Source organism: Burkholderia sp. THE68 (genome assembly GCF_009938265.1).
Classification (GTDB): Bacteria; Pseudomonadota; Gammaproteobacteria; order Burkholderiales; family Burkholderiaceae; genus Caballeronia.
In genome coordinates, this window is record NZ_AP022316.1 from 792,749 (window position 1) to 814,859 (window position 22,111).

18 protein-coding genes are annotated in these 22,111 nt (G+C 63.5%); 7 read left to right on the plus strand and 11 right to left on the minus strand.

Translation table 11 applies throughout. The features are described from left to right. Nucleotides 1-41: 41 nt before the first annotated feature. The 5 genes from BTHE68_RS17230 to BTHE68_RS17250 all read left to right on the plus strand — a co-directional run bounded on the left by BTHE68_RS17230 (nucleotide 42) and on the right by BTHE68_RS17250 (nucleotide 6,694). A complete protein-coding gene (locus BTHE68_RS17230; protein WP_174258061.1) occupies nucleotides 42-1,703 on the plus strand; it encodes an arylsulfatase in 1,662 nt (553 codons plus the stop codon). 114 nt (nucleotides 1,704-1,817) lie between these two features. Then, nucleotides 1,818-2,069 carry a YtcA family lipoprotein gene (locus BTHE68_RS17235; protein ID WP_232078015.1) on the plus strand — a complete coding sequence of 84 codons (252 nt, stop codon included), beginning with the start codon at nucleotides 1,818-1,820 and terminating at the stop codon, nucleotides 2,067-2,069. Between the two features lie 30 nt (nucleotides 2,070-2,099). Beyond that, nucleotides 2,100-3,155, plus strand: a complete 1,056-nt coding sequence (gene mdtN / locus BTHE68_RS17240) for a multidrug transporter subunit MdtN (protein ID WP_162067520.1) — start codon at nucleotides 2,100-2,102, stop codon at nucleotides 3,153-3,155. A 7-nt stretch (nucleotides 3,156-3,162) separates the two neighbouring features. After that, nucleotides 3,163-5,220: an FUSC family protein gene (locus BTHE68_RS17245; RefSeq protein ID WP_162067521.1), complete on the plus strand. Its 2,058-nt coding sequence runs from the start codon at nucleotides 3,163-3,165 to the stop codon at nucleotides 5,218-5,220. Between the two features lies 1 nt (nucleotide 5,221). After that, complete coding sequence (locus tag BTHE68_RS17250) at nucleotides 5,222-6,694, plus strand: MdtP family multidrug efflux transporter outer membrane subunit (protein ID WP_162067522.1); 1,473 nt, start codon at nucleotides 5,222-5,224, stop codon at nucleotides 6,692-6,694. A 22-nt stretch (nucleotides 6,695-6,716) separates the two neighbouring features. On the opposite strand, the gene BTHE68_RS17255 is transcribed toward BTHE68_RS17250, so the two are convergent. The 3 genes from BTHE68_RS17255 to BTHE68_RS17265 all read right to left on the minus strand — a co-directional run bounded on the left by BTHE68_RS17255 (nucleotide 6,717) and on the right by BTHE68_RS17265 (nucleotide 8,788). Continuing rightward, the gene (locus BTHE68_RS17255) at nucleotides 6,717-7,811 is read right to left on the minus strand and encodes a 4-hydroxyphenylpyruvate dioxygenase family protein (RefSeq protein ID WP_162067523.1); all 1,095 of its coding nucleotides are present in this window, start codon (nucleotides 7,809-7,811) and stop codon (nucleotides 6,717-6,719) included. Nucleotides 7,812-7,998: 187 nt separating this feature from the next. Then, nucleotides 7,999-8,247, minus strand: a complete 249-nt coding sequence (locus BTHE68_RS17260; RefSeq protein WP_162067524.1) for a hypothetical protein — start codon at nucleotides 8,245-8,247, stop codon at nucleotides 7,999-8,001. Nucleotides 8,248-8,284: 37 nt separating this feature from the next. Beyond that, the gene (locus BTHE68_RS17265; protein WP_162067525.1) at nucleotides 8,285-8,788 is read right to left on the minus strand and encodes a lecithin retinol acyltransferase family protein; all 504 of its coding nucleotides are present in this window, start codon (nucleotides 8,786-8,788) and stop codon (nucleotides 8,285-8,287) included. 476 nt (nucleotides 8,789-9,264) lie between these two features. Here BTHE68_RS17265 and BTHE68_RS17270 point away from each other — a divergent pair, with 476 nt between their 5' ends. After that, the gene (locus BTHE68_RS17270) at nucleotides 9,265-9,591 is read left to right on the plus strand and encodes a hypothetical protein (RefSeq protein WP_162067526.1); all 327 of its coding nucleotides are present in this window, start codon (nucleotides 9,265-9,267) and stop codon (nucleotides 9,589-9,591) included. 105 nt (nucleotides 9,592-9,696) lie between these two features. Further along, nucleotides 9,697-10,467, plus strand: a complete 771-nt coding sequence (locus tag BTHE68_RS17275; protein ID WP_162067527.1) for a PP2C family protein-serine/threonine phosphatase — start codon at nucleotides 9,697-9,699, stop codon at nucleotides 10,465-10,467. A gap of 5 nt (nucleotides 10,468-10,472) precedes the next feature. Here the strand turns inward: BTHE68_RS17275 and BTHE68_RS17280 are convergent, their stop codons facing one another. The 8 genes from BTHE68_RS17280 to BTHE68_RS17315 all read right to left on the minus strand — a co-directional run bounded on the left by BTHE68_RS17280 (nucleotide 10,473) and on the right by BTHE68_RS17315 (nucleotide 21,843). Then, nucleotides 10,473-10,688 carry a BrnA antitoxin family protein gene (locus tag BTHE68_RS17280; RefSeq protein WP_232078016.1) on the minus strand — a complete coding sequence of 72 codons (216 nt, stop codon included), beginning with the start codon at nucleotides 10,686-10,688 and terminating at the stop codon, nucleotides 10,473-10,475. Between the two features lie 19 nt (nucleotides 10,689-10,707). After that, nucleotides 10,708-10,986: a BrnT family toxin gene (locus BTHE68_RS17285; protein ID WP_162067529.1), complete on the minus strand. Its 279-nt coding sequence runs from the start codon at nucleotides 10,984-10,986 to the stop codon at nucleotides 10,708-10,710. 81 nt (nucleotides 10,987-11,067) lie between these two features. Continuing rightward, a complete protein-coding gene (locus tag BTHE68_RS17290) occupies nucleotides 11,068-12,381 on the minus strand; it encodes a sigma-54 interaction domain-containing protein (protein ID WP_162067530.1) in 1,314 nt (437 codons plus the stop codon). Next, nucleotides 12,378-15,437, minus strand: a complete 3,060-nt coding sequence (locus BTHE68_RS17295) for a peptidase domain-containing ABC transporter (protein WP_162067531.1) — start codon at nucleotides 15,435-15,437, stop codon at nucleotides 12,378-12,380. Before BTHE68_RS17295 ends, BTHE68_RS17290 begins: the two co-directional genes overlap by 4 nt. 23 nt (nucleotides 15,438-15,460) lie before the next feature. Then, entirely contained in the window at nucleotides 15,461-16,213 is a 753-nt protein-coding gene (locus BTHE68_RS17300; RefSeq protein ID WP_162067532.1) for a peptidylprolyl isomerase, read from the minus strand. Nucleotides 16,214-16,286: 73 nt separating this feature from the next. Continuing rightward, complete coding sequence (locus BTHE68_RS17305) at nucleotides 16,287-17,660, minus strand: beta-barrel domain-containing protein (RefSeq protein ID WP_162067533.1); 1,374 nt, start codon at nucleotides 17,658-17,660, stop codon at nucleotides 16,287-16,289. Continuing rightward, entirely contained in the window at nucleotides 17,638-20,166 is a 2,529-nt protein-coding gene (locus BTHE68_RS17310; protein WP_502710599.1) for an FHA domain-containing protein, read from the minus strand. The genes BTHE68_RS17305 and BTHE68_RS17310 overlap by 23 nt, the downstream gene beginning before the upstream one ends. Before the next feature lie 228 nt (nucleotides 20,167-20,394). After that, nucleotides 20,395-21,843, minus strand: coding sequence for an efflux transporter outer membrane subunit (locus BTHE68_RS17315; protein WP_162067535.1), 1,449 nt, complete (start codon nucleotides 21,841-21,843; stop codon nucleotides 20,395-20,397). Nucleotides 21,844-22,111: the final 268 nt, after the last annotated feature.

Consider the following 22,111-nt stretch of genomic DNA (forward strand, 5'->3'; position numbering starts at 1 on the left):
GGGCAAACAACTTGGAAAAAAGAATCAGACCTGCAGGGCATATGCTCAAGCGCAAGGTGGCGGCAGCGCTGTCCCTGGCCATCTCGGGTTGGCTCGCGCTGACGCCGCCGGTGCAGGCGGCCGAATCGGCCAAACGTCCGAACATCCTCGTGATCTTCGGCGACGACATCGGCCAGACCAACATCAGCGCCTATGGCAAGGGTGTGGTGGGCTACGAGACGCCCAACATCGACCGCATTGCCCAGGAAGGCATGATGTTCACCGACTACTACGCGGAGAACAGCTCGACGGCGGGCCGCTCGTCCTTCATCACCGGCCAGTCGCCGCTGCGCACGGGCCTGAGCAAGGTGGGCATCCCGGGCGCGCCGCAAGGGCTGCAGGCGTCGAATATCACGATTGCCACGGCGCTCAAGCCGCTCGGTTACGCCACCGGGCAGTTCGGCAAGAACCACCTCGGCGACCGCAACGAGTATCTGCCCACGGTCCACGGCTTCGACGTGTTCTACGGCAATCTCTATCACCTGAACGCGGAAGAGGAACCGGAACGCCCGTACTGGCCCAAGGCGGACACACCTGCGGGCCAAGCCTACGCCCGGTTCTTCACGCCGCGCGGCGTGCTCGACTGCAAGGCGACGGCCAACGACGACACGACCGTCGACGCGCGCTTCGGCAAGGTGGGAAGGCAGTCCTGCCGCGACACCGGCCCGCTCACGACCAAGCGCATGGAAACCATCGACGACGAGACGACCGGACGCGCCATCGATTTCATGCGTGAGCAGGCGAAGTCGGACAAGCCGTTCTTCGTGTGGATGAACACCACGCGCATGCACGTCTTCACGCACATGCGCCCCGAGTTCAAAGGCAAGAGCGGACTGACCGGCAACGACTATGCCGACGGCATGTGGGAACACGACCAGGACGTCGGCAAGCTGCTCAAGACGCTCGACGAACTCGGTATCGCGGATAACACCATCGTCGTCTATACGACGGACAATGGGCCGAACCAGTTCTCGTGGCCGGATGCCGCGACCACGCCGTTCCGCAACGAGAAGGATTCGAATTACGAGGGCGCCTTCCGCGTGCCGGCGCTGGTGCGGTGGCCGGGTCACATCAAGCCGGGCGCGATCTCCGGCGAGATTTTCTCGGGCATGGACTGGTTCCCGACCCTGCTCGCGGCTGCGGGCGACACCACCGTCAAGGATCGCCTGCTGAGGGGCTGGAACGTCGGCGGCCAGTCGTTCAGGAACCATCTCGACGGCTACAACCAGCTTGCGTATCTGGAAGGCAAGCAGCCCAATGGCGAGCGCAACGAGTTCTTCTATTTCGACGACGACGGCGTGCTCGTGGACATGCGTCACGGCGACTGGAAGTTCGTGTTCTGCGAACAGCGCGCGCCGGGGGGCTTCGCGGTGTGGAACAACCCGCTCACCTGCCTGCGCATCCCGAAGATCTTCAATCTGCGCATGGATCCCTACGAGCGTGCGGACGTGGTGTCCGACCAGTACTACGACTGGACCACCAAGAATGTCTACGTGACATACGGGGCCATCGCGCAGACGGCGAAGTTCCTCGGCACGTTCGTCGACTATCCGCCGAGCCAGAAGCCCGCGAGCTTCACCATCGACGGGATTCAGTCGGGCGTCGAAGCCGAGATCGCGCGCAATACGGCACGCGCGAAGAGCTTCGGCAAAACGACCGACTGAGGTCGCCGCGCATGCATCCGGCCGTGATTCCGCGACGGCCGGATGCGCCAGCGCCTCGCGCGGTCGCTGATCGCGACGCCCTCCGCCGTCCGGAAATCGATAATGAGCCTACCCGTGAACAGACTGCTTCTCCTGCCGTTGCCCAGCCTGACGCTATCCGCGTGCAGGATGCCGCCATCCATCTCCGTGCTGGGCGCGTTCTTCCCCGACTGGCTGTTCTGCGTCGTCGCCGGACTCGTGCTGACGCTGATCGCGCGCGTCCTCGCCATCCGCTCCGGACATGAACAGACCCTCGGCCCGCCCTTTTTCGTGCTGCCCGCGTTGATGCTGTTTTTCTCGCTGCTCGCCTGGCTGCTGTTCTTTTAACTATCCGTTTTTCACCAACCGAGCGTTCCCATGGCTGTTAGCCAACAACCCGCGAAAAGCATAAAGTGGCCGGCACTGCTTTTGATCGTCGCCGCGCTGACCCTGCTCATCTATGTCGTCTGGCGTGTCGATCATGCGCCGAGCACCGACGACGCCTATGCATCGGCCGATACCATCGACGTGGTGCCGGAGGTTAGCGGGCGCATCGTCGAGATCGCGGTGAAGGACAACCAAGCGGTCAGGAAAGGCGATCTGCTCTTTCGCATCGACCCGCGTCCGTTCGAGGAAGAACTGGCGCGCGCCAGAAGCGCGCTCGTGGCGCTCGACAAGCAGATCGCGCTCACCCAGCGTGTCGTGAACGCGCAGAAGTTCGGCGCGGACTCTGTCCACGCGCAAGTCGAGCGCGCTCGCGTCACCGCCGCGCAAACAACCGAAACGCTGCACCGCACCGAGCCGCTTTACGCGCCCGGCTATGTGTCGGCGGAGGACGTCGACCGCGTCCGCAGCGCGCAGCGCGTCGCGCAGGCCGATCTGGTCGCGGCGCGGCTCCAGGCGCAGCAGGCGAGCTCCTCCGTGACCGGTGTCGATGCGCTCGTCGCGCAGCGCGATGTCGTGCTCTCCGACATCGCGCTGATGCAACTGCGTCTCGGCATGGCGACGGTGCGCGCGCCGTTCGACGGGCGCGTCGTATCGCTGAAGACCGCGGTCGGGCAGTTCGCATCGGCGCTGCGGCCCGTGTTCACACTGATCGACACGCGCCAGTGGTATGTCATCGCCAATTTCCGTGAAACGGAGCTGAAGAACATCCGCGCCGGCACCCCCGCGACGGTCTATCTGATGAGCGATTCTCGCAAGCGCTTCAAGGGCACGGTCGATTCGATCGGCTTCGGCGTGCTGCCCGACGACGGCGGCCTTGTGCTGGGCGGCCTGCCGCGAGTGCAGCGCAGCATAAACTGGGTGCGCGTCGCGCAGCGCTTCCCGGTCAAGATCCGCGTCGAGGCGCCGGATGCCGCGCTGTTCCGGATCGGCGCATCGGCGCTCGCGCAACTCAAGCCGCAACCCGGCGACGCGCGTCCCGACAAGTGAGCGCGTCATGAACATGGTCAATCACCTTCCGGCGCGCGTTCGTGCGCTGGTGCGCTTCCTTCACGCGGAACTGACCGAAGCGCGGCCCGGGCGGCTCGCCCACACACTCCAGCTCGGCGCGCTGTGCCTCATCGTCACATTCGTGTCGATCACGCTTCATGTGCCGCTGCTCGCGGTCTCGCTGATCGTGCTGTTCTACGGCGTGCAGCCCAACGCGTTCTTCACGAAGGTCGTCGCCATCGTGTTCGTGGTCGCGACGATCCTCGACGTCGGCTGTCTGTTTCTCGTGCTCAAGTACGCGTATGGCTACCCGTTGCTGCGCATCCTTGCGGCGAGCCTGATCCTGCTCGCCGGCATGTACCTGATGCGGGTCAACAAGCTGGGACTGATGTTCTTCGCGGTCGCGCTGGTGGCGATCTACGGACAGACGATTCCCGACTCGCTCGACTTTCCCGAGATCGCTGTCCGCGCCCTCATGTGGTCAGTCGCCGCAGGTATGTATCCCGTGCTGCTGATGGTTATCGTCTGCTGCCTGCTGTTTCCTTCGCGGCCCGTCGCGCTGCTTCAGCAGGAAATGCGTCGCCAGTTGCAGGACGTATCCGCGCGCATGGCCCAACTGAGCGATCCGGCCAGGCGCACCGGCGAGCCGGCGACAGCGCCGGAACGCCGCATCGAAATCGATGCGCTCACCATGCTGCGCCTGCACGCCTTCGCGGTGCCCGACGATGCGCGTTACCGCGCCGCGCGGCACTACTGGCAGGCGTGCATCGCTGCGGTCGCGCATCTGCGCATGAACCTAAACCGGCTGTGCGCCGAGAGCGCGCCGCTCTCCAACGCCGCGGCTGCGCTGATGCGCAGGCTGCAGGGCGAGGTCGACAGGCTGGATGAATCGTTGGCACGTGCCGAGCCGTATCGCAGCAATTGGGACATAACCGATAGCGAACGTACCGTCGCCGTCGAGCATCGGCTGGAAGGCGTTTGCAGCACGTTACGCGATCTCGGGCGCTTCGAACTTTCCGCGCCTCCCCATGCTGACAAGAAGGACAGCCTGTTCGTGCCGGACCTGGCATCCAATCCCGCGTATCTGCGATTCGCGCTCAAGGTGCTGCTGGCGTCATTGATCTGCTACGTGTTCTATCACGGCGCCGCGTGGGACGGCATCCACACGAGCATGCTGACCTGCGTGATCGTCGCGTGCCCGGGCATGGGCGCGTCGTTCCAGAAGATGGCGCTGCGCGTCGGCGGCGCACTGATCGGCGCGTTGCTCGCCGTATTCGTGGCGATCTTCGTCATGCCTCATCTCGATGGCATCACCGGCCTTCTGCTGACGCTCGCGCCGATTTTCTTCGCCGGAGCGTGGGTCGCTACCGGCTCCGAGCGTTCGTCCTATATCGGCACGCAGTTCGTATTCACGTTCGCGCTCGCGATGCTCGAAGACCACTTCGGTCCTGTGAGTGATCTGACCGAGGTGCGCGATCGCGCGATCGGCATTCTGATCGGCATCGTCGTTTCATCGATAGTCTACACGCTGGTCTGGCCCGAAAGCGAGACCGGTACATTGCGGCAGAAGTTGCGCGAGGCATTGCGGAGCGTCGGCGGCGTCTTTCGCAAGGACGAAACCGCGGGCGGCTCGGCGCATCTGGCGTATCTCCAGCAATGCCTGACGTGCTGGGAAGCGTTCGATGACTGCGAAGAGATGCGTGAACGCGTGGCGCTGGAGGTCGATCGGCAATCCCCGGCACGCACTGCCTTGCTCGCGCACACCGAAGCGACGCTTGCGGGATGCCGCCGCATCGTCGCACAATGGGACGCGCTGCGAACCCAGGCGACCACGCTCGACGACGGCGCCGCCGGCGCACTCGATTCATCCCCTTGGCGTGACTGGCGCGCACGCACCGCAACCGCGCTCGAGCGCTACGCCGACGGCACGCCTGCGCCGTGCGCGACAGCCGCCGTCGACACGCCAGCGCAGCGGCGCATCGCCCGGCTGATCGACGATCTGCCCGACTGGCCCGTGCCGCCGTCCCGCGACATGGCCGGCGCGCAACCCGAACAGACTTCCTGACATGCCCAACGCACTTTCGCATTTCAAACGCCGCGCCCTTCTTTGCTGCATCGCGCTACTGTCCGGCTGCGCGCCGATGCTGGACGACACGCCGCCGCGCGCGCAGATCGCCCCGGAGCAAGTCAGCCTCGCCGCCGACATTCACCTCGCGCGCGCCGGTTGGCCGGACGCGCAATGGTGGAAGCGTTATGGCGACGCGCAACTGGACGCGCTGATCGACCTTGCGCGCACACGTTCGCCGACCATTGCGATGACGCGCGCGCGCGTCGCTCAGGCGAAATCGCAAGCGGAACTGCTCGACGGCTCCGGTCTCCAGATCGCCGCGTTTGCGTTGATCAATCAGCAGCGCACATCGAGCAACGGCTTTCTCGGGCCCTATGCGCTGAACTTGCCGCGTCTCGGCGTGGACGGCCCGTGGTACACCGAAGGCGCGCTCGGCGTGGCCGCCGACTGGAGCATCGATCTTTGGGGCAAGCGCCGCTCGGCCGTCGATGCCGCGCTCGGCGTACAGAACGCGCGCGCGGCCGAAGCCGCAGCGGCCGAACTCGAGATCGCCGCGGGCGTCACGCAGTTGTATTTCGGCATGCAGGAGACCTGGCAGATGCTCGCGCTGCTTCAGCAGACCAGGTCCGCGCTCGAGTTCGTTGTAAAAGCGCATCGCGGCAAGGCCGATCGCGGGCTGGAAGCGAAGACGCCGCTACTCGGCGCGCGCGGCCAGGCGCTGGCCGTCGAAAGGCAGATCGCCGCCGCGCAGGGACAGGTTACGGTGCTGCGCGAGTCCCTCCGCGCGCTGATCGGCGCAGGCGCCAACGACATGCCCGAGATTCGCCCGGCGCCCTTGCCGCCGCTCGCGGCCGGCCTGCCGGACTCACTCTCCTATGAATTGCTCGCTCGCCGCGCGGACCTTCAGGCCATGCGCTGGCTCGTGCAATCGTCGTTCAGCCAGGTCGATGCCGCCAAGGCCGCGTTCTACCCGAGCTTCGACATCAAGGCGCTGATCGGACTCGACGCCATTCACCTGAACAAGCTGTTCCGCAGTTCGAGCCAACAGATCAATCTGGTTCCGGGCCTGTATCTGCCGATCTTCGAGACCGCGCAACTGAACGCCCATCTGCGCAGCACCCGTGCGGCGAGCGACATGCTGATCGAGCAATACAACCAGGCGGTGCTCGACGCGGTGCGCGATGTCGCCGTGAGCGCCAGCCGCTTGCAGGCGCTCGACGACGAACGCGCGTTGCAGGCCGAAAGAGTCGAGGCCGTCCGTTTCGCGCAGGAATCGGCTGACGCGCACTATCAACGCGGGCTGGCAAGCCGCACGCTCGCCTCGGAAGCACGCGTGCCGGTGCTGGCCGAACAGATGGCGCTGCTCTTGCTGGATGGGCAAAGACTCGCGCAGGACATAGCGCTCACGCGGGCACTCGGCGGCGGGTATGTCGCCCCGGCAAACGAAGCCGTCGCGTCCGCCGCGCAATGAGTCCACCCGGCGGCGAGCCGGGTCAGCCCCGCGCCTTCGCGATCGCGGCGAGATTGCCTTCGCCGAAGCCGTGATGCCCGCGCCGCTCGACGATCTCGAAGAACATGTCGCCGGGCTTGCGTTCGACGAAGGTTTGCAGGAAAAGCTGCGGCGTGCCATCGGGAAGAATCTCGCCATCGACGAGAATGCCGCGCGAGCGCAGCCGTTCGATATCGAGACCGTGGCCGGGCAGCCGCTCGTCGATCTCGTCGAAATAGCGCGACGGCGGTTGCAGGAAGCGCACGCCGCGCGCCATCAGGGCGTCGACGGAAGCGAAGATATCGCTGGAAGCGAGCGCGATATGCTGCACGCCCTCGCCTTCGTGATCGGGCAGATACTGCTGCATCAGGTCCGTGCGATAGGTGCCTTCCTCGTACACCGGAATGCGGATCGAGCCGCACGGCGACAGCGTGACCGCCGAATCCTGCGACACATGCCAGTCCGGATGCACCTGATGAATCTCCGAAAAGTGCAGCACTTCTCGGTAGAAATCGAGCCATTCCTGGATGCGGCCCGCGCCGACCGTCTGCGTGAAGTGATCCACTTCGAGCAGCCCTGTGCCTGCCGGCTGCACAGCGGCGCCTGCGATCGGCCGAAAATCGATGTCGTAGATGGAGGTCTCGCCGCTGTCCTTGCCCGGCCAGTGATCGACGAAATAGATATGCGAATCGCCGATGCCCTGAATCGCCGGAATCGCAAGCTCGTTCGGGCCGATCTTCTCGCCCTCGAAATCCCACGCGCCGTATTCGAGCGCGCGCTCATGGGCGATCTGCGCATCGAGCACGCGAATGCCGATCGCGGCGATACCGACGCCATGCGACTGGGCGAACCGCGATGCGAACGAGTCCGGCTCGGCGTTCAGCAGAAAATTCATGCTGCCCTGGCGAAACAGCGTCACCGCCTTGCTCACGTGCTGCGCCGCGGGCACGAAGCCGAGCGTCTCGAACAGCGCGGCGAGCCCTTCAGGATCGGGACTGGAAAACTCGACGAACTCCAGCCCCGCGATGCCGAGCGGATTGTCGCCGAGGGTCGAATCGGGCGTCGCGCGGGCGGAGGAAGAGGAGTCGGGCTGGGTCATCGGCAATACCTCGAAAATGTACGATCTGGTTCACGGACGCAAAACTACCACGACCTGCCGCATCCGTGCGACCCGGCCACCATCAACAGCCGGATAAGATGCGCCTAGAGTAGCGGCAGCGGGATTGCCGTGTCAAAGCCGGGGCAGCCCGACGCGCCCCGGTCCATCGTACACATTCGGCATGCGCTCAGGCGGCGAGGCGTTGCGCGCTCATCGACGGGCGCTTGGCCTGCGGCGGAAACACGTTCCAGGTGCCGTCGTCGTGGCGGAAGAAGATGATCGCGAGCGGGCCGCCCGGATGCTGCGCCTCGATGCAGACATAGCGCGCGCCGGTCATGTGCGAGCGGCACAGACGCACGACGCGTGCCGGATGCGCGGGTGTCGGGGCGAGCCATTTGTCGACGGCCCAGTGCAGCGAGTTTTCGGCGGTTTGCATGATGGTCTCCTCGGAATCGATCGGCAAGACGTGCGGTTCAGGCTGCGAGCGCCGCGTTCATGCGGCGGCGGCGTTCGGCGGCGACATAGGCGCGAAACAGGCCCGACACCGCGCGCAATGCGGCGCGCGGGTGGACGAAGCACGCTTGCACCTGACGGCTGCGGGCGCGGCCGTCGAGGCACCACGTGACGAAGTGTTCGCAGTTGTTGGTCAGCAGGTGATACTTGTCTTCGCCGAGGCGGCTGCGCGCGCGGCTCACCGCTTCCATGCCGACGAACTTCGCGGCCGGGTTCTGATGGATCGTGACTTCGTGGCCAGCGGCGAACTGTTCGACGGTGACTTCTTCGACCGGACCGCGATGCAGCGACTTCGCGAAGCCGGCGTAGTGGATGACCATGCCGTTGCCGGCGTAGATGCCGTGGTGTTCGTAGCCCGAGCGGCGCGTAACGAGTTCGGTGCCGAGCGCCGGTTCGTCGTCGAGCGAGAAACCGCCCACGGCGGCTTGCTGGTCGATCAGTCCGGATTGTTGGTTGGTGGTCATGGCTGGCTCCGATTCTTTTTCAGCTTGGCGTCAGGTGTTTGTTTGGCGCCGGGTTGCCTAGCCATTTGCATCTTCCTTGCCAGCTTTCATAAGCCGTTGATTTTCAACAACTAACGACATTTTTGTAGGGATTCTCGAAGGCTTTGTGTTTTATATCAGCCAACAGTTTTCGCCGATGTTTGTTGGGCTGGGTGCGCCAGATTTCCAGACGCCAGAAAGACGGGGAGGCACGCGTGGAAAGGCATCTGGTCGCGCTGCTTCCGATGTGTTGGGTGGTTGCTGCTACGCCAACATCGTCTGTCGGTTGGCATCCAACTGATGCGGCTGTGTGATAGCCGATGCGAGGAGCGATGAATCCTGCCGAAAGCCCGCGCGATCGGCCAATGGTCGAAAAGCGCCGGCATGGGATGCCGGTCGGCATGAGCCTTGCATTAAGTCCGTGCGTCCTGCCTGCAGGCATTCACGGAGAAACCGACATGTGCGCTCTCACCGTCACCGATCTTCAATACGACCGCGAGCTGGATCACGCGGCGATGTCGGCCATCAACGGCGGAGGCGGCGCGCCATGGGTCTACGGCTGGATCACGCCGTATGTCGATCGCCCGTCGGGCGGCGCGGGCGGCGGCGCTGTCGTGAATCTCATAGACGTTACGAACAACATCTATGAGGTCACCAACAACGTCACCAACATCACGGTCGGCCAGATGATCAACCAGTTCCAGAACGTCGCGGTCAGCAACACCGGCAACGGCGCGACGCTCACGGTCAATCCGAACTCAGTGGCGGGAAACCGCGCGGGCTGATCGGTGCACATCAAGATTCGTTTCGCGCGCGGGTTGGGTCACAATGGGCGGGACCGTCCGCAACAGTCGCCCGACGCCGCGCCATCCAGCATTCCGGAGGTTGCCATGACCTTCAGCACCGAGTTTCGATGGACCTCCGCCGCCCGCACCGACACCGGCTGCGTGCGGCAGATCAACGAAGATGCGCTGCTCGATGCGCCCGAGCGCGGCCTGTGGGCCGTGGCGGACGGCATGGGCGGCCATGCGGTCGGCGACCTGGCGAGCCGGATGGTCATCGAGAGTCTCGCGAAGGTGTCGCCCGCGGGCGATCTGGCGGGCGTCATCGCCGATGCCCGCACGCGGCTTCTCGATGTGAACGAACGGCTACGCCTAGAGGCGGCGCGGCGCCAGGTTTCGCGTATCGGCAGCACGGTGGTGCTGCTCGTGGCGCGCGACGGCGCGTGCGGTTACGTGTGGGCCGGCGACAGCCGTATTTATCTGCTCCGGCAGGGACGGCTGATGCAGCTCACGCGCGATCACAGTCATGTCGAGGAACTGAAGGCGCGCGGGCAACTGACGGCCGAGGAAGCGCTGCATCATCCGGCGCAGCATCTGATCACGCGCGCGGTCGGCGCGCTCGACATTCTCGAACTCGACGAGAACACGTTCACCCTGAACGATGGCGATACGTTTCTGCTATGCAGCGACGGGTTGTCGAACGAGGTGAGCGAAGCGGAGATGGCGAGCGAACTCGCGCCCGGCAATTGCGAGACGGCGGCGCAGAAGTTGTTGGAGATCGCCCTGGCGCGGGGCGGACGCGACAATATTTCGGTTGTTGTCGCGCATGCGGAGGATTTGATGGCGTCGGATAAGACGCAGGTGAATCCGTCGATTTGAGGCGTTCAGGGATGACGCCTTTGCTGGGTCTGCATGTAGGCGCGCAGAAGCCGATTGATACGCGTCTGATATCCCTTTCCTTGCTGGCGAAACCATTCGAGCACGTCGGCATCCAACCGCATCGTCACGGCTTGTTTGGGCGGAACATGCAGTTCCGCCTGCTCGAAGAACGCGTCGTCGAGTTTTGGTATGTCGGAATAATCGATGTCGGCGTCCTTCATCTTCGCCAACCGGTCCCAGTCAGTTCCCGATTTCTTGCTCATATCTTTTCGCCTCGTGTCTGTCCGCTTTTCGCGCCGAGATGATACGGATCACATCCGCATATCGCTCGACATACACCACGACGCCTAATAGCTCCTTCATCCAGCCCAACGCTATCCAGCGTTCTTCTCCATACGCTTCCCGCGTATCAGGCCACGTCAACACCGGGTGATTGAACACGTCGACTGCATCTCGAAAATCGATTCCGTGCTTTCGAATGTTGGTTTGATTTTTCTTTTCATCCCATTCGAAATGCACGCACCACCCGTATTGACGTTTGTATGTACATTTTGCCTCCGACAAGCACGCAACGTCAACATGCTTTCGACGGCCAGGCCGCTACCCCTCCGCCTCCCGATTCTTCTGCGCCGCCGCCCGAAACTCCTTCGAATGCAGCCCATGCTTCTTCAAAAGCATCTGCAGATGCGACCGATTCATCTCATACCGCCGCGCGAGTTCCGCGACCGTCCCGCCGGTTTCCTGCAAGCCCCGCTCGAGAAACGCGCGCTCCGCCTCATCGCTTGCGACGCGTTTGGCTTCCGCAAGCGAACTGGCCGTCGCGATGCCGTTGCCGCTCGCCGCCGGACCGCCCATCGCCAGCGAGAGCGAAGACTTCGGGCGAATATCCACGGGCAGATGGTCGATGTCCGCCATATCGCCCGCCAGACAGGCGAGCCGGTACACCACGTTCCTCAACTCGCGGATATTTCCCGGGTAGTCATAGTTGCGCAGAAAATCGCGCAGCCTCGGCGACAGCTTCACCGGCCTGCGCTTCAACGTCGCCGCCGCTTCATCGCCGAAATAGGCGAGCAACAGCGAAATCTCGTCGCGCCGTTCGCGCAACGCCGGCAGCGTCAGATGAATCACGCTCAGCCGATAAAACAGATCCTCGCGAAAACGCCCTTCTTCGCAGAACTTGCGCAAGTTGCGATTCGTGGCCGCGACGATGCGCGTATCCACCCCGATCGGCTCATCCGAACCCACGCGCTGAATCTCGTGCGCTTCGAGCACGCGCAACAGCTTCACCTGCCCCGACAAAGGCAACTCACCGATTTCATCGAGAAAGATCGTGCCCGTATGCGCGCTTTCGAATTTGCCCTTGCGATCGTTGGTCGCGCCCGTGAACGCACCCTTGCGATGCCCAAATAATTCGGACTCCAGCAGATTATCCGGAATGGCGCCGCAGTTCACGGAAATATACGGCTTGTCCGCGCGCGAGCCGTTCGCGTGAATGACCTTCGCCATCAGTTCCTTGCCGGTGCCGCTTTCGCCGTCGATCAACACGGGCAGATCCGTCGGCGCGGCTTTCTCCGCGATTTCCAGCGCTTCGAGCAGCTTCGGGTTATCGCCGAAGGTGCCTTCGAACACGAAGCTGCGCTCGATCAGCGCCTGCCGCCGCGCGCCTGCCGGCAGATCGCGCTTCGGTTCCGCGGCGGCCGCCTGCACGAAACGCTCCTTGTGCGATAACTGCATGACTTCGTCGCGCAAGGTGCTCGCCTGCCGCAAGAGCTTTTCGATCTCGGGCCGTTCGAGGCGCGAGGTCCATCTGAGCGTCGAGCGCAGAATCTCGATCTTCTCGATGAGTCCCGCATACGAAATCGCCGATGTCGCTGGCGCGCTGGTATCGCTTTCCGGTTGATCGAGTATTTTCATGCTGCGCTCAGTTGCTTTTGCACGAGTTGGTAGTACATGCCCTTTCGCGCGACGAGTTCGTCGTGCTTGCCCTGCTCGACGATCCCGCCTTCGTACAGCACGAGAATCTTGTCGGCGCGCATGATCGTCGACAGCCGGTGCGCGATGATCACCGCCGTGCGCCCCTTCAATATCTCCTGCATGTTCCCGAGAATATTGCTTTCCGATTGCGTATCGAGCGCGGAGGTCGCTTCATCGAACACGAGCAGACGCGGGTCGTGATAGAGCGCGCGCGCGATGCATAGCCGCTGAATCTGTCCGCCCGAAAGGCCCACGCCGCGCTCGCCCACCACTTGCTCATAACCTAGCGGCATCTTCGCGATGAACGCGTGCGCGTCGGCCATCTTCGCCACTTCCTCGATGCGCCTTCTGTCCGGCGCTTCATCGCCGCTCGCGATGTTCTCCGCGATCGTGCCCGAGAACAGCAGATTGCTCTGCATCACATAGCCGATCTGCGCGCGAAAGAAACCCTTGTCGACGACGTTGATATCGTAGCCATCGACCGTCATCTTGCCTTCGCTCGGCGCGTAGAAGCCGACGAGCAGCTTCGCGAGCGTCGTCTTGCCCGAGCCGCTGCGTCCGACGATCGCGATCAGTTCGCCCGGCCTGATATCGAAGCTGATGTTCTCCAGCACGTAAGGCGCATCGCCTTCGCCATATCGGAAGTAGACGCCGTTGAAGCTGATATCGCCTTGCAGGTCGGGCAGCATGACGCGCTGCTGCATGTCCTCGGGCTTCTGTTCCGGCTCGATGTCGAGCACGTCGCCGAGCCGCTCCATCGCGACGCCCGCGTCGTTCAGCAAGCTCCACAAGTTGATGAGCCCCATCAGCGGCGCAAGCACGCTGCCCATGTAGGCATTGAACGCGATCAGTTGCCCGATGGTGAGTTCGCGCGCGAGCACGAGATTCGCGCCCACCCACAGCACGCCGATGGTCGTCGCCGCATTCAGCACCTGGCTGCACAGGCCCACCGCGATATTGAAGCGCTGCGACTTGTATTGCACTTCCAGCGACTTCGCGTACTTCTTCTCCCACTTCAGGCGCACCGGCCGTTCGATGCCCATGCCCTTGACCGTCTCCACGCCGCCGAGCGCTTCCATCAGATAGGAACGCGCGTCCGTGCCTGCCGAGAACGTCTCGCGCGCGTTCTGCTTGATGCGCGGTGTCGCGACGATGGTAAGCACCATCATCGGAATCACGAACGCGATCAGCAACAACGTGAGCTTCACGTTGTAGAGGAACATGATCGTGAAGTAGATGAAGATCATCAGCAGGTTCAGCACGGTCGACACCGTCGATTCCGTGAGGAAGGCGCGGATCGTGTGATTCTCCTGAAAGCGCGCGAACACGTCGCCGGTCTTGCGCTTCGCGAAGAAGCCGAACGGCAGCGAGAACGTGTGCCTGAAGAATTGCGACATCATCGCGAAGTCCATGTTGCGGACCATGAAGTTCGCGAGGTAGGCGCGTATTGTCGTCATCAGTTGCGTGAACGCGCTCGCGATCACGAGCCCGAAGATCAGCACGTGCAGGAGGTTGACGTTCTGATGCACGATCACGCCGTCGAGAATGTTCTGGATGATGAGCGGCGGTATCACGCCCAGCACCTGAATGACGAAGGTCGCGAGAAAGAGATGCAGCAGGATCTTCTTGTACGGCTTCAGATAGCCGACGAAGCGCAGCCACGGCGAGCGCGACACGGCCTTCTGCGCGAGATCCTGTCCCGGCGTGAACAGCAGGCATGTACCGCTCCAGCCGCGCTCGAACTCGCCGACCGTCATCTTCCGAAAGCCGATGGCCGGATCCGCGACCCACACGTTGTCGCTCGACACGCCATAGATGATGATGTAGTGGTATCCCTCCCAATGCGCGATGAACGGCATCTCGAAGCCGCGCAGCGATTCGAACGTGCACTGCACGCCGCGCGTCGTGAAGCCGAGCGATTCCCCCGCGCGCGAAAGCGAATCGAGCGTCGCGCCGGAGGTCGTCACGTTGGCGAGCTCGCGCAGCTTGCCGAGCGTCATGTTGATGCCGTAGTGGCGGCAGATCATCGCGAGACACGCGGCGCCGCAATCCATCTCCTCGGCCTGCTCGACCCACGCAAAACGCTTGATGACGCGTTCGCCCATCTCGGGCCTGGTGTGCAGATCGAGCATCGCGGGCAGCTTGCGGCGCTCGGCGAGCTTCTTTTGCCTCTGCAATTCGCGCTCGCTGAATCGGATGCGCTCTTCCAGCACCTCGCGCAGCTTCACGTTGCGCTCGATGATAAAATGCACCGTCTTCTCGGGAATCACGAGCAGGCGCGTATCGGCGCTCGCGATCGCGGACGCCATCTGCTCCTGACGCATCACGCAGGCTTTCTCGCCGAAGATCTCGCCGGGGCCGAGCGTCGCGATCACATGCTGCACGCCGCTCTCTTCGCGCACGATACGCACTTCGCCCTGACGCACGACATAAAGACGCCGGTCGTCGCGCGAATCCTGCTTGAGAATCTCCTTGCCTTCGGCCACGCGCTTCACGCCGACGCTGCGCACGCATTCCTCGAGTTCCGCCTTGTCGAGCTTGCCGCGCAGATCGAACAGCTTTGCGACGAAGCCGCCCGCCGAGTTGATCGCGACATAGCTCGTGATGAACGCAAGCGCGGCGGGGTTCTTCGCGATGACGGGTTCGATCGCGACGCGCGGAATATGCAGCAGTTCGGTCTTGCCGGAGGAACGCACCGACGACTCATGGCGGTACTCGCGCAGCATGGCGATATCCGCGAAGGTCTCGCGCTCCTTCTTCACCCCCATGCTGATTTCCTTGCCATGCTCCTCGGTGAAGATGCGTACGGACCCCGCCTTCACGATATAGAGCCCGTCGGCCGCATCGCCCGCATTGCAGACGGTCTCGCCGAAGCCGAAGCGGCGCGACACCGCGTGCGCCGCCAGATGCTCGATCTCCTCGCGCGTGAAGGGCGAGAGAATCTCGACCGACGAGAGAAACTCGGCCGGCGAATCAAGGCTCGATGGAGCGTCCATGTTCTATCGCGTTTCCGGTCGGGTCAGCGGGCTTCGATGACATGTTCCTGCGCGCGCGTCATCATCCATTCCTCGCGCAGCAGGCGGCGGATTTCCGCGGACACGTCTTCGTCGAGCTTGGCGGGATACTTGGCCGTCACCGCGAAGATTTCGTACGACGCGCCGTCGGCCGAGACGAACGGCCCGAGCAGATCGCCCACTTCCGCGTTGAACACTTTTGCCTCGACCTCCGGCTTCATCTGACCGCGCATCACGCGGCCGATCACGCCGCCTTCGTCGCGCGTATCGGCAAGCGAATGCTCGCGCGCCATCTCGGCGAAGCTGTCGGGATCGTCGTTGAGATACGAGATCATCTCCTTCGCGCTGCCTTCGGTATCCAGCAGGATATGGCTCACCTCGATGCTGTCGAACTTCGGCGAATTGAGCTGGAAGTACTCTTCGACCTCGCGCGGCGTGCCGACCTTGTCGAGCATCTTCTCGTGATAGAGCGTATCGGTGATGAACACCTCGAACTCGTCGAGACTCACGTGCAGCGCATCGAGATAGTTGTTCATGTCCGCCGCGCGATGCAGCCCGCGAATGCGGCGGAACTGATCGGCGCGATTCTGGATGTCATCGTCACTCAGGACGATGCCGGACTTCTTCGCCGCGCGCACGGTCAGCTTGTCGCGCACGAGTTGCTCGATGAGACCGTCGAACTGACCGTTCAACTTCAACAACCTGATGAATTCGCCGACGTCGACCACTTCGTCGTCGATACGCACAATCGCCGTCATATCGTTCTCCGTTCGGTTCTCTGTTGAATTGCGCATCTTGTCCGCGTTGCGGCGTTCGTGTAACCCCCCATTCCTATCCCGCCACGTTGCGGAACGGATCGAGCCCGAGGTCGATCAGGCGCCGCTCGCGCACCACGATCTCAGCGGTCGCCGTCATGCCGTAGCGCAGCGGATACTTCGTGTCCGCGACCTGGTACGAATCGCGATCGAGCGTCACGCGTCCTTCATAAACCGGCTGCTTCGTGCCCGGGCTCGGCTTGGTCGCGGGCGAGATGAATGCGAGGGTGCCCTCGATCACGCCGTAGCGCTGATAAGGAAACGCGTTGAACTTGAGCTTGACGCGCTGCCCTTCACGCAGAAACGCGCGGTCGTGCTCGGCGATCTCGATCTTCAGCACCGGCTTCGCATTGGCGGGCGCGATGCCGCCGAGCGGTGTGTTCGCCTGAATCTTGTCGCCGGGCTGCGTCGAAGTCACATCGGTGATCACGCCCGAAACCGGCGCGAGAATCAGCAGAAAGTTATCCTTGTCGATGTTCTCGAACTTGATGCGCGCCGCCGCGTCCGCGACCAGACGCGCCGTCTGTAGTTGCAGACGCAACTTGTCTTCGGTGCTCGCGACTTCGCGCATCGCGGCTTCGTATTGCAGACGCAGGCTCGTCGCTTCCTGGCCGCTCGTTTCGAGTTGACGCTTGGCCTGCGTGAAATCATGGCTCAGGCGAAAGTCCAGTTCCGCGAGGCGCGACTGCTCGACCCGATACGCGCCGTCTGCTTCGAGATACGTGTTGCGCTTCGCATCGACCTGCGTTTCCGCCACGCCGCCGCCGCCCGGCAATGCGAGCAGACGCTGAAAGCGGTCGTACTCGACCTTGGCGGCGTCGCGCGCGCGGCGCGCGTTTTCCAGCGTGCTGCGCGCTTCCTGCAACTGCGCCTTCTGACCTTCGGCGAGCTTGCTCGTACCTTCCGCGACGCGCTGCTGATGCTGATGCTCCTCCACGTCCATCTGATCCTTGAGCGCGGCGATGCGGCGCTCCATCAGCAGTTTCTTTTCGGGAAACTGCTTCCACTCGCGTTCGGCGTCATCGAGCTTCAGTTGCGCCTCGAGCGCATTCGTCGCCGCCTCGATCGCGCCGCGCGCATTCAGGCGGGCCACGACATCGTCCTTGCGCACGGGCTGCCCTTCGGCGATATAGAGGTCCGCGAGTTCGCCATCGATCGGCGCATAGAAACGGCGCACTTCCGATTCGGGCGCGAGCGTGCCCTGCGCGCTGACCATCACGTCCGCATGGCCGACGAACGACCACACGAGCGCCGACGCGACCAGCGCCACCATCGCGAAGACGAGGCCCTGCGTGAGCCGCGCCGGCTCGGCGGTCAGAATGGCGATGCCTTCGGCGCCGTGCTCGCCGAGCGCCTCCGACAACGACTTAAGGTGTGCGTCTCTCTTCACTGCCCGTGCCTCCGCCGATCAGACTCAGCTTGGTATTGAGAAGTCCTGGTTCGAGCACCATGCGCAGGTCCTGCAGCGAACGCCGCTGCAAGTCCGCTTCGGTGTCGATCTCGTTGGCGAGCGCGGTCCATTTCGCCGTCGCGCTATCCGCCTTCACTTGCCTGAAGATACGCATGCCGCGCGTGGCCGCATCCTGCGCGTCGGACAGCAGGCGCGCCTGCGTCCTGAATACGTCCGACACGCCCGATTCGAGCCGCTGCGACCCGCCGATGCCGCCATTCGTCCGATACTGCTGCCAGACCGTTTGCGCCTGCGTCATCAGTGTCTGCGCGCGGCTGGTGGCCTTGTCCTTGAGCGCTGCAACTTCGGGCGCGACCGCCTTCGCGTAGAACGTGTCGGCATCGAGATCGAGGGTTTCGTAGAACGACAGCAGCGCGTCCTCGTAATTTTTCGAACCGCGCGCCTTCTGCACGTCGGCGAACTGCGCGGCCACGGCCTTTTTGTGCGCGAGTTCCTTTTGCACCGTGGGCGACCATGTACCTTGCGGCAGCTTCTGCAGGCCATCGATTGCCTGCGCGCTCTGGCCGCGGTTCCACGCATCGGCGACGCTCGTGTATTGCGTGAGTACATCGGCCGGGGGCAACTGGCTCGCGCTCATCTGTTTGAATTTTTCCTGGAACGGCGGCGTCGAAAAACTGGTCTTGCCCACCGAGCCCGCGAGCGGCGCGAGGCTCGCGCCATTGAGACCGCGACGCAGACCGGCATAGGCATCGAGATCGGCGCGCACGCGGTCGAGACCCGCGAGGCGCGGATATTTATCGGCGTATTCCTTCAGCGTCGCGTTGATCGCATCGGGATCGTCCTGGCCGAGACTCTTGATGATGCTCGCATTGAGCCGGTCGATGGCCGCGAGATAAACGGAGTCGTCGCTTTGCAGCTTGCGCAGATGGCTCAGCGCGAGCGCATAGGGATCTCGGAACTCGGGCACGTAGCCCGCGATGCGGTCCAGATCGCGCTGATGCCCCCCCGCGTCCGCTTCCCAGTGCTTCAGGATCGCACTGATGCGCGACTCATCGCCATACATGCGGATCGGCGCCTCGGCGCCGCCGCGACCCATCACGAAGCTTTCCAGCTTGCCGATCCATTCGAGTTCGTCGACCAGCGAATGCACATCGGGGTTGTGCTCGGCGAGCGTTCGCATCTGCACGATGATCGCGTCCGCGCTCGCGAAATCGACCTTCTTCAACGCGGCGAGCCAGCGCGGCACGTTCGATTTGAGCACGGCCTCGGTGTTCATCGACGCAAACTGCGTGTCCTTCGGATGCGTCTTGAGGTAGTCGTTCGTGACCGTGGCCGCCTCGCCGAATTCGCCGCTCGACATCAGCGACTTCGCCTCACGCTCGGGCATGCCGATGTAAAAGAGCGCCGAACCGCCCGCGACGAGCACGGCCAGCACGCACGCGAGCACGATGCGCGTGCGGCGCGCGGCGTGCGGGTCGTCGCTGGCGAGCGCGCGGCGCACTTCGCCCACGAAGAGCGCGAACTTGCTGCGCTTCGCGGCACGCGCGTCCGGGCGCTTTTCCTCGGCGGGCACGGGCTGCGCTTCTTCGTTGACCTCGTCTTCGCGGGCTGCCGCCTGATCGACACAGAAGATATCGAGGAACGAATGCGCCGAGCCGACGAACGTGGTCTTGTCGCTGTCGAATTCGTCGTCGTGGTGAGTCGGCGCGACGGCTTGCGCCACCATCTCGGTGAGCGTCGACTCGCCTTCGTCGCCGTGCAGTTGCACCCGGTACACGAAGTGCGTGCCGCCGAACGCGACGGTATCGCCGTTCTTCAGCTCGACCGCCGACGCGCCGAGCCGCTCGCCGTTGATGAAAGTTCCATTGGTGCTGCCGAGATCCTCGACGAACGGCGCGCCGCCCTTGATGAAGACGTGCGCGTGCCGCCGCGACACGTAATTGACCTGATGCGGATACTGCTCGCGATAGCGCGAAAAGGTCTCGTCGGTCTTGCTGACGAGAAACGGGAACTGCGCGAGTTCGACCGGATGCAAACCGAGATCGTCGCGCTGCGGCGTGAGCGTGAGGCCGACAGGCTTCGGCGCGTCGAGCCGCCGCGTGCGCGGCGCGAACTGCACGCGATACGAAAGCCGGCTGCCGAATGAAATGGTGTCGCCGTTTCGCACGCGCGCGGGCGTGTCGCGCACGGGCGTGCCATTCACGGCAGTGCCGTTCTTGCTGCCGAGATCGGCGATATAGACGAGCCCATGCTCGACGAAGATGCGCGCATGGCGGCGCGAAAGCTGCGCCACGGCTTCGGCGGGGCTCGTGTCGAACGGCGCCTCGGTGCGGCCGATCGCGAAGAGATTCTCGTCGATACGGATTTCCGTGAGCCGCTCGGCAAGCTCGCCGGCAAGCTCTGGATGCGGCGCGGGCTTGAGGATGACGTCGAACGCCTCGCTCACACCCGGCTGCTGTATCGCGACGGAAACGCCTTGAGCCATGTCCATGTCACGAGGTACGTCCAGAGGAATGCCCGGCAACGCCGGGCGCATGGACAGGTTGGACGGCGCCGAAATCGATGTCATGTGCAACCGGCGGCTGTTGAGAGTTTAAGTCACGCATCGTCGTAGTCAATCGTGCAGCAGCGGCTCGTCATGCAAATGACGGGCGATTTAAAAACGATCGTTAGTTATTCATATCATTGCGTTCGACGTAATTCGTGAAGCGCTTCACTTCACCTCGTCCTTGCTCGCGCTTTGCACGTCGATCATTGGCCAGCCGCCGCCGAGCGCCTTATACAGCGTCACCGTGTCGGACAGAATCTGCTGATGATTCGCGAGCAGCGCGAGTTGCGCGGCGAGCAGCGTGCGCTCGGTCTCGAACACCTGAAGCTGCGAGATCACGCCCTCTTTCAGTTGGGCGTCGATCTGCGCGGCGACGATCGTCAACTGATCGACTTCCTGCTGCAACTCGACGCGCTGCTTCGTGTGCGAATCGAGATTGACGAGCGCGTTCTCCACTTCCTCGAACGCGTTCATCACCGTGCTGCGATATTGCTGCTCGGCGACCGCCGTTTGCGCTTCGGTCGTCTTCACGTGGGCGCGCACGGACGGATCGAGAATCGGGATATTGATGCTCGGCACGAAGCTCAACGTGAACATCTTCAGCAGATCGGTCAGCTGAAAGCTCGCCGAGCCGGCGCGGCCGGTCAGATTGATGGTCGGCAGTTGCGCGAGCTTCGCCTGGCCGACGAGGTCGTAGGCTTCGAGCACGCGATACTCGGCCGCGATCAGATCGGGGCGGCGCGCGAGCAGTTGCGACGGCAGGCCGCTCGGCACCGGCGGAACCTGCACGCGCTTTTGCAGCTTGCCGTCGGGCATTCTGAATTCGCCCGCGGGCACGCCGATCAGCGTGGAGAGCGCATTGTTCGCGAGATCGCGCGAGCGGCGCAGTTCCAGCAGCTCGCGCGTCAGGCGATTGAGTTCCGCGCGCTGCGTGAGCACCTGCGTCTTCGGCACGAGACCGTTCTTCTGCATGCCTTCGAAGATCGTCAGGATTTGCTGGTTCGTGTTGATGGTCTGCTGCTGCTGGGCGATCTGATCGTCGAACTGGAGAATCTGGAAGTATGTCGTCGATACGAGCGAGACGAGTTCGAGATAGCCCGCGCGCCAGTCGGCCTCGGTCGCGCGGAATTCGGCTTTCTGCGCCTGCACGCCCTTCTCGACCGAACCCCAGATGTCGATGTCCCAGCTCACCTGCGTCGCCAGGTTGTACTGCTTCGAGAACTTCTGGCCGGTGGTCTTCTCGAAGCTCGCGCCAGCGCCCAGATCCATCGACGGCAACGCGCCCGCGCGCGCCTCGCCGATCTGCGCACCCGCCACCTGAATGCGCGCGGCCAGCACCTTGATGTCGAAGTTGTTGCTGATTGCCTTCTCCACCAGCGCGTCCAGAGTCGGATCGTGGAACTGCTTCCACCAGTCGGGCTGGATGGTGTCGGACGCGGCGACCTTGGATGAGTCGATTTTCGTGAAGGCGGTTTTCTCGGGGGTATCGGGACGCTGATAGGTCGGCACTTTCACGTCAATGCAGCCCGACAGCAGCGCCGCGGCAATGAGCGCTGGCAGCACGGCCCCTTTTCGCTCGATGGTCACGCGCAACGATGACAACAAGGCTTGCACGATCTCGCTCCCGGTGAACGCGCACCGACGGTCAGGTTTTAGTGATGAGAAGCGCGGCGCCCGTTCGGTTCTTCAAGTAAATCACACGGCGCGCCGGGACTCCATACGGGTTAAGTCACGTGGCGCGCGCGTGCTCTTTGACACGTCGCGCGCCCGTGACGCGGTCCGGCTGGAGGATGCGACCCTCGCCGAACCGCAACGCCCCGGAATGCGGGCGGTGTTACAGCGGAGATCCCCGTACCCCGCTTTTACTGCTGACGGCATGGAT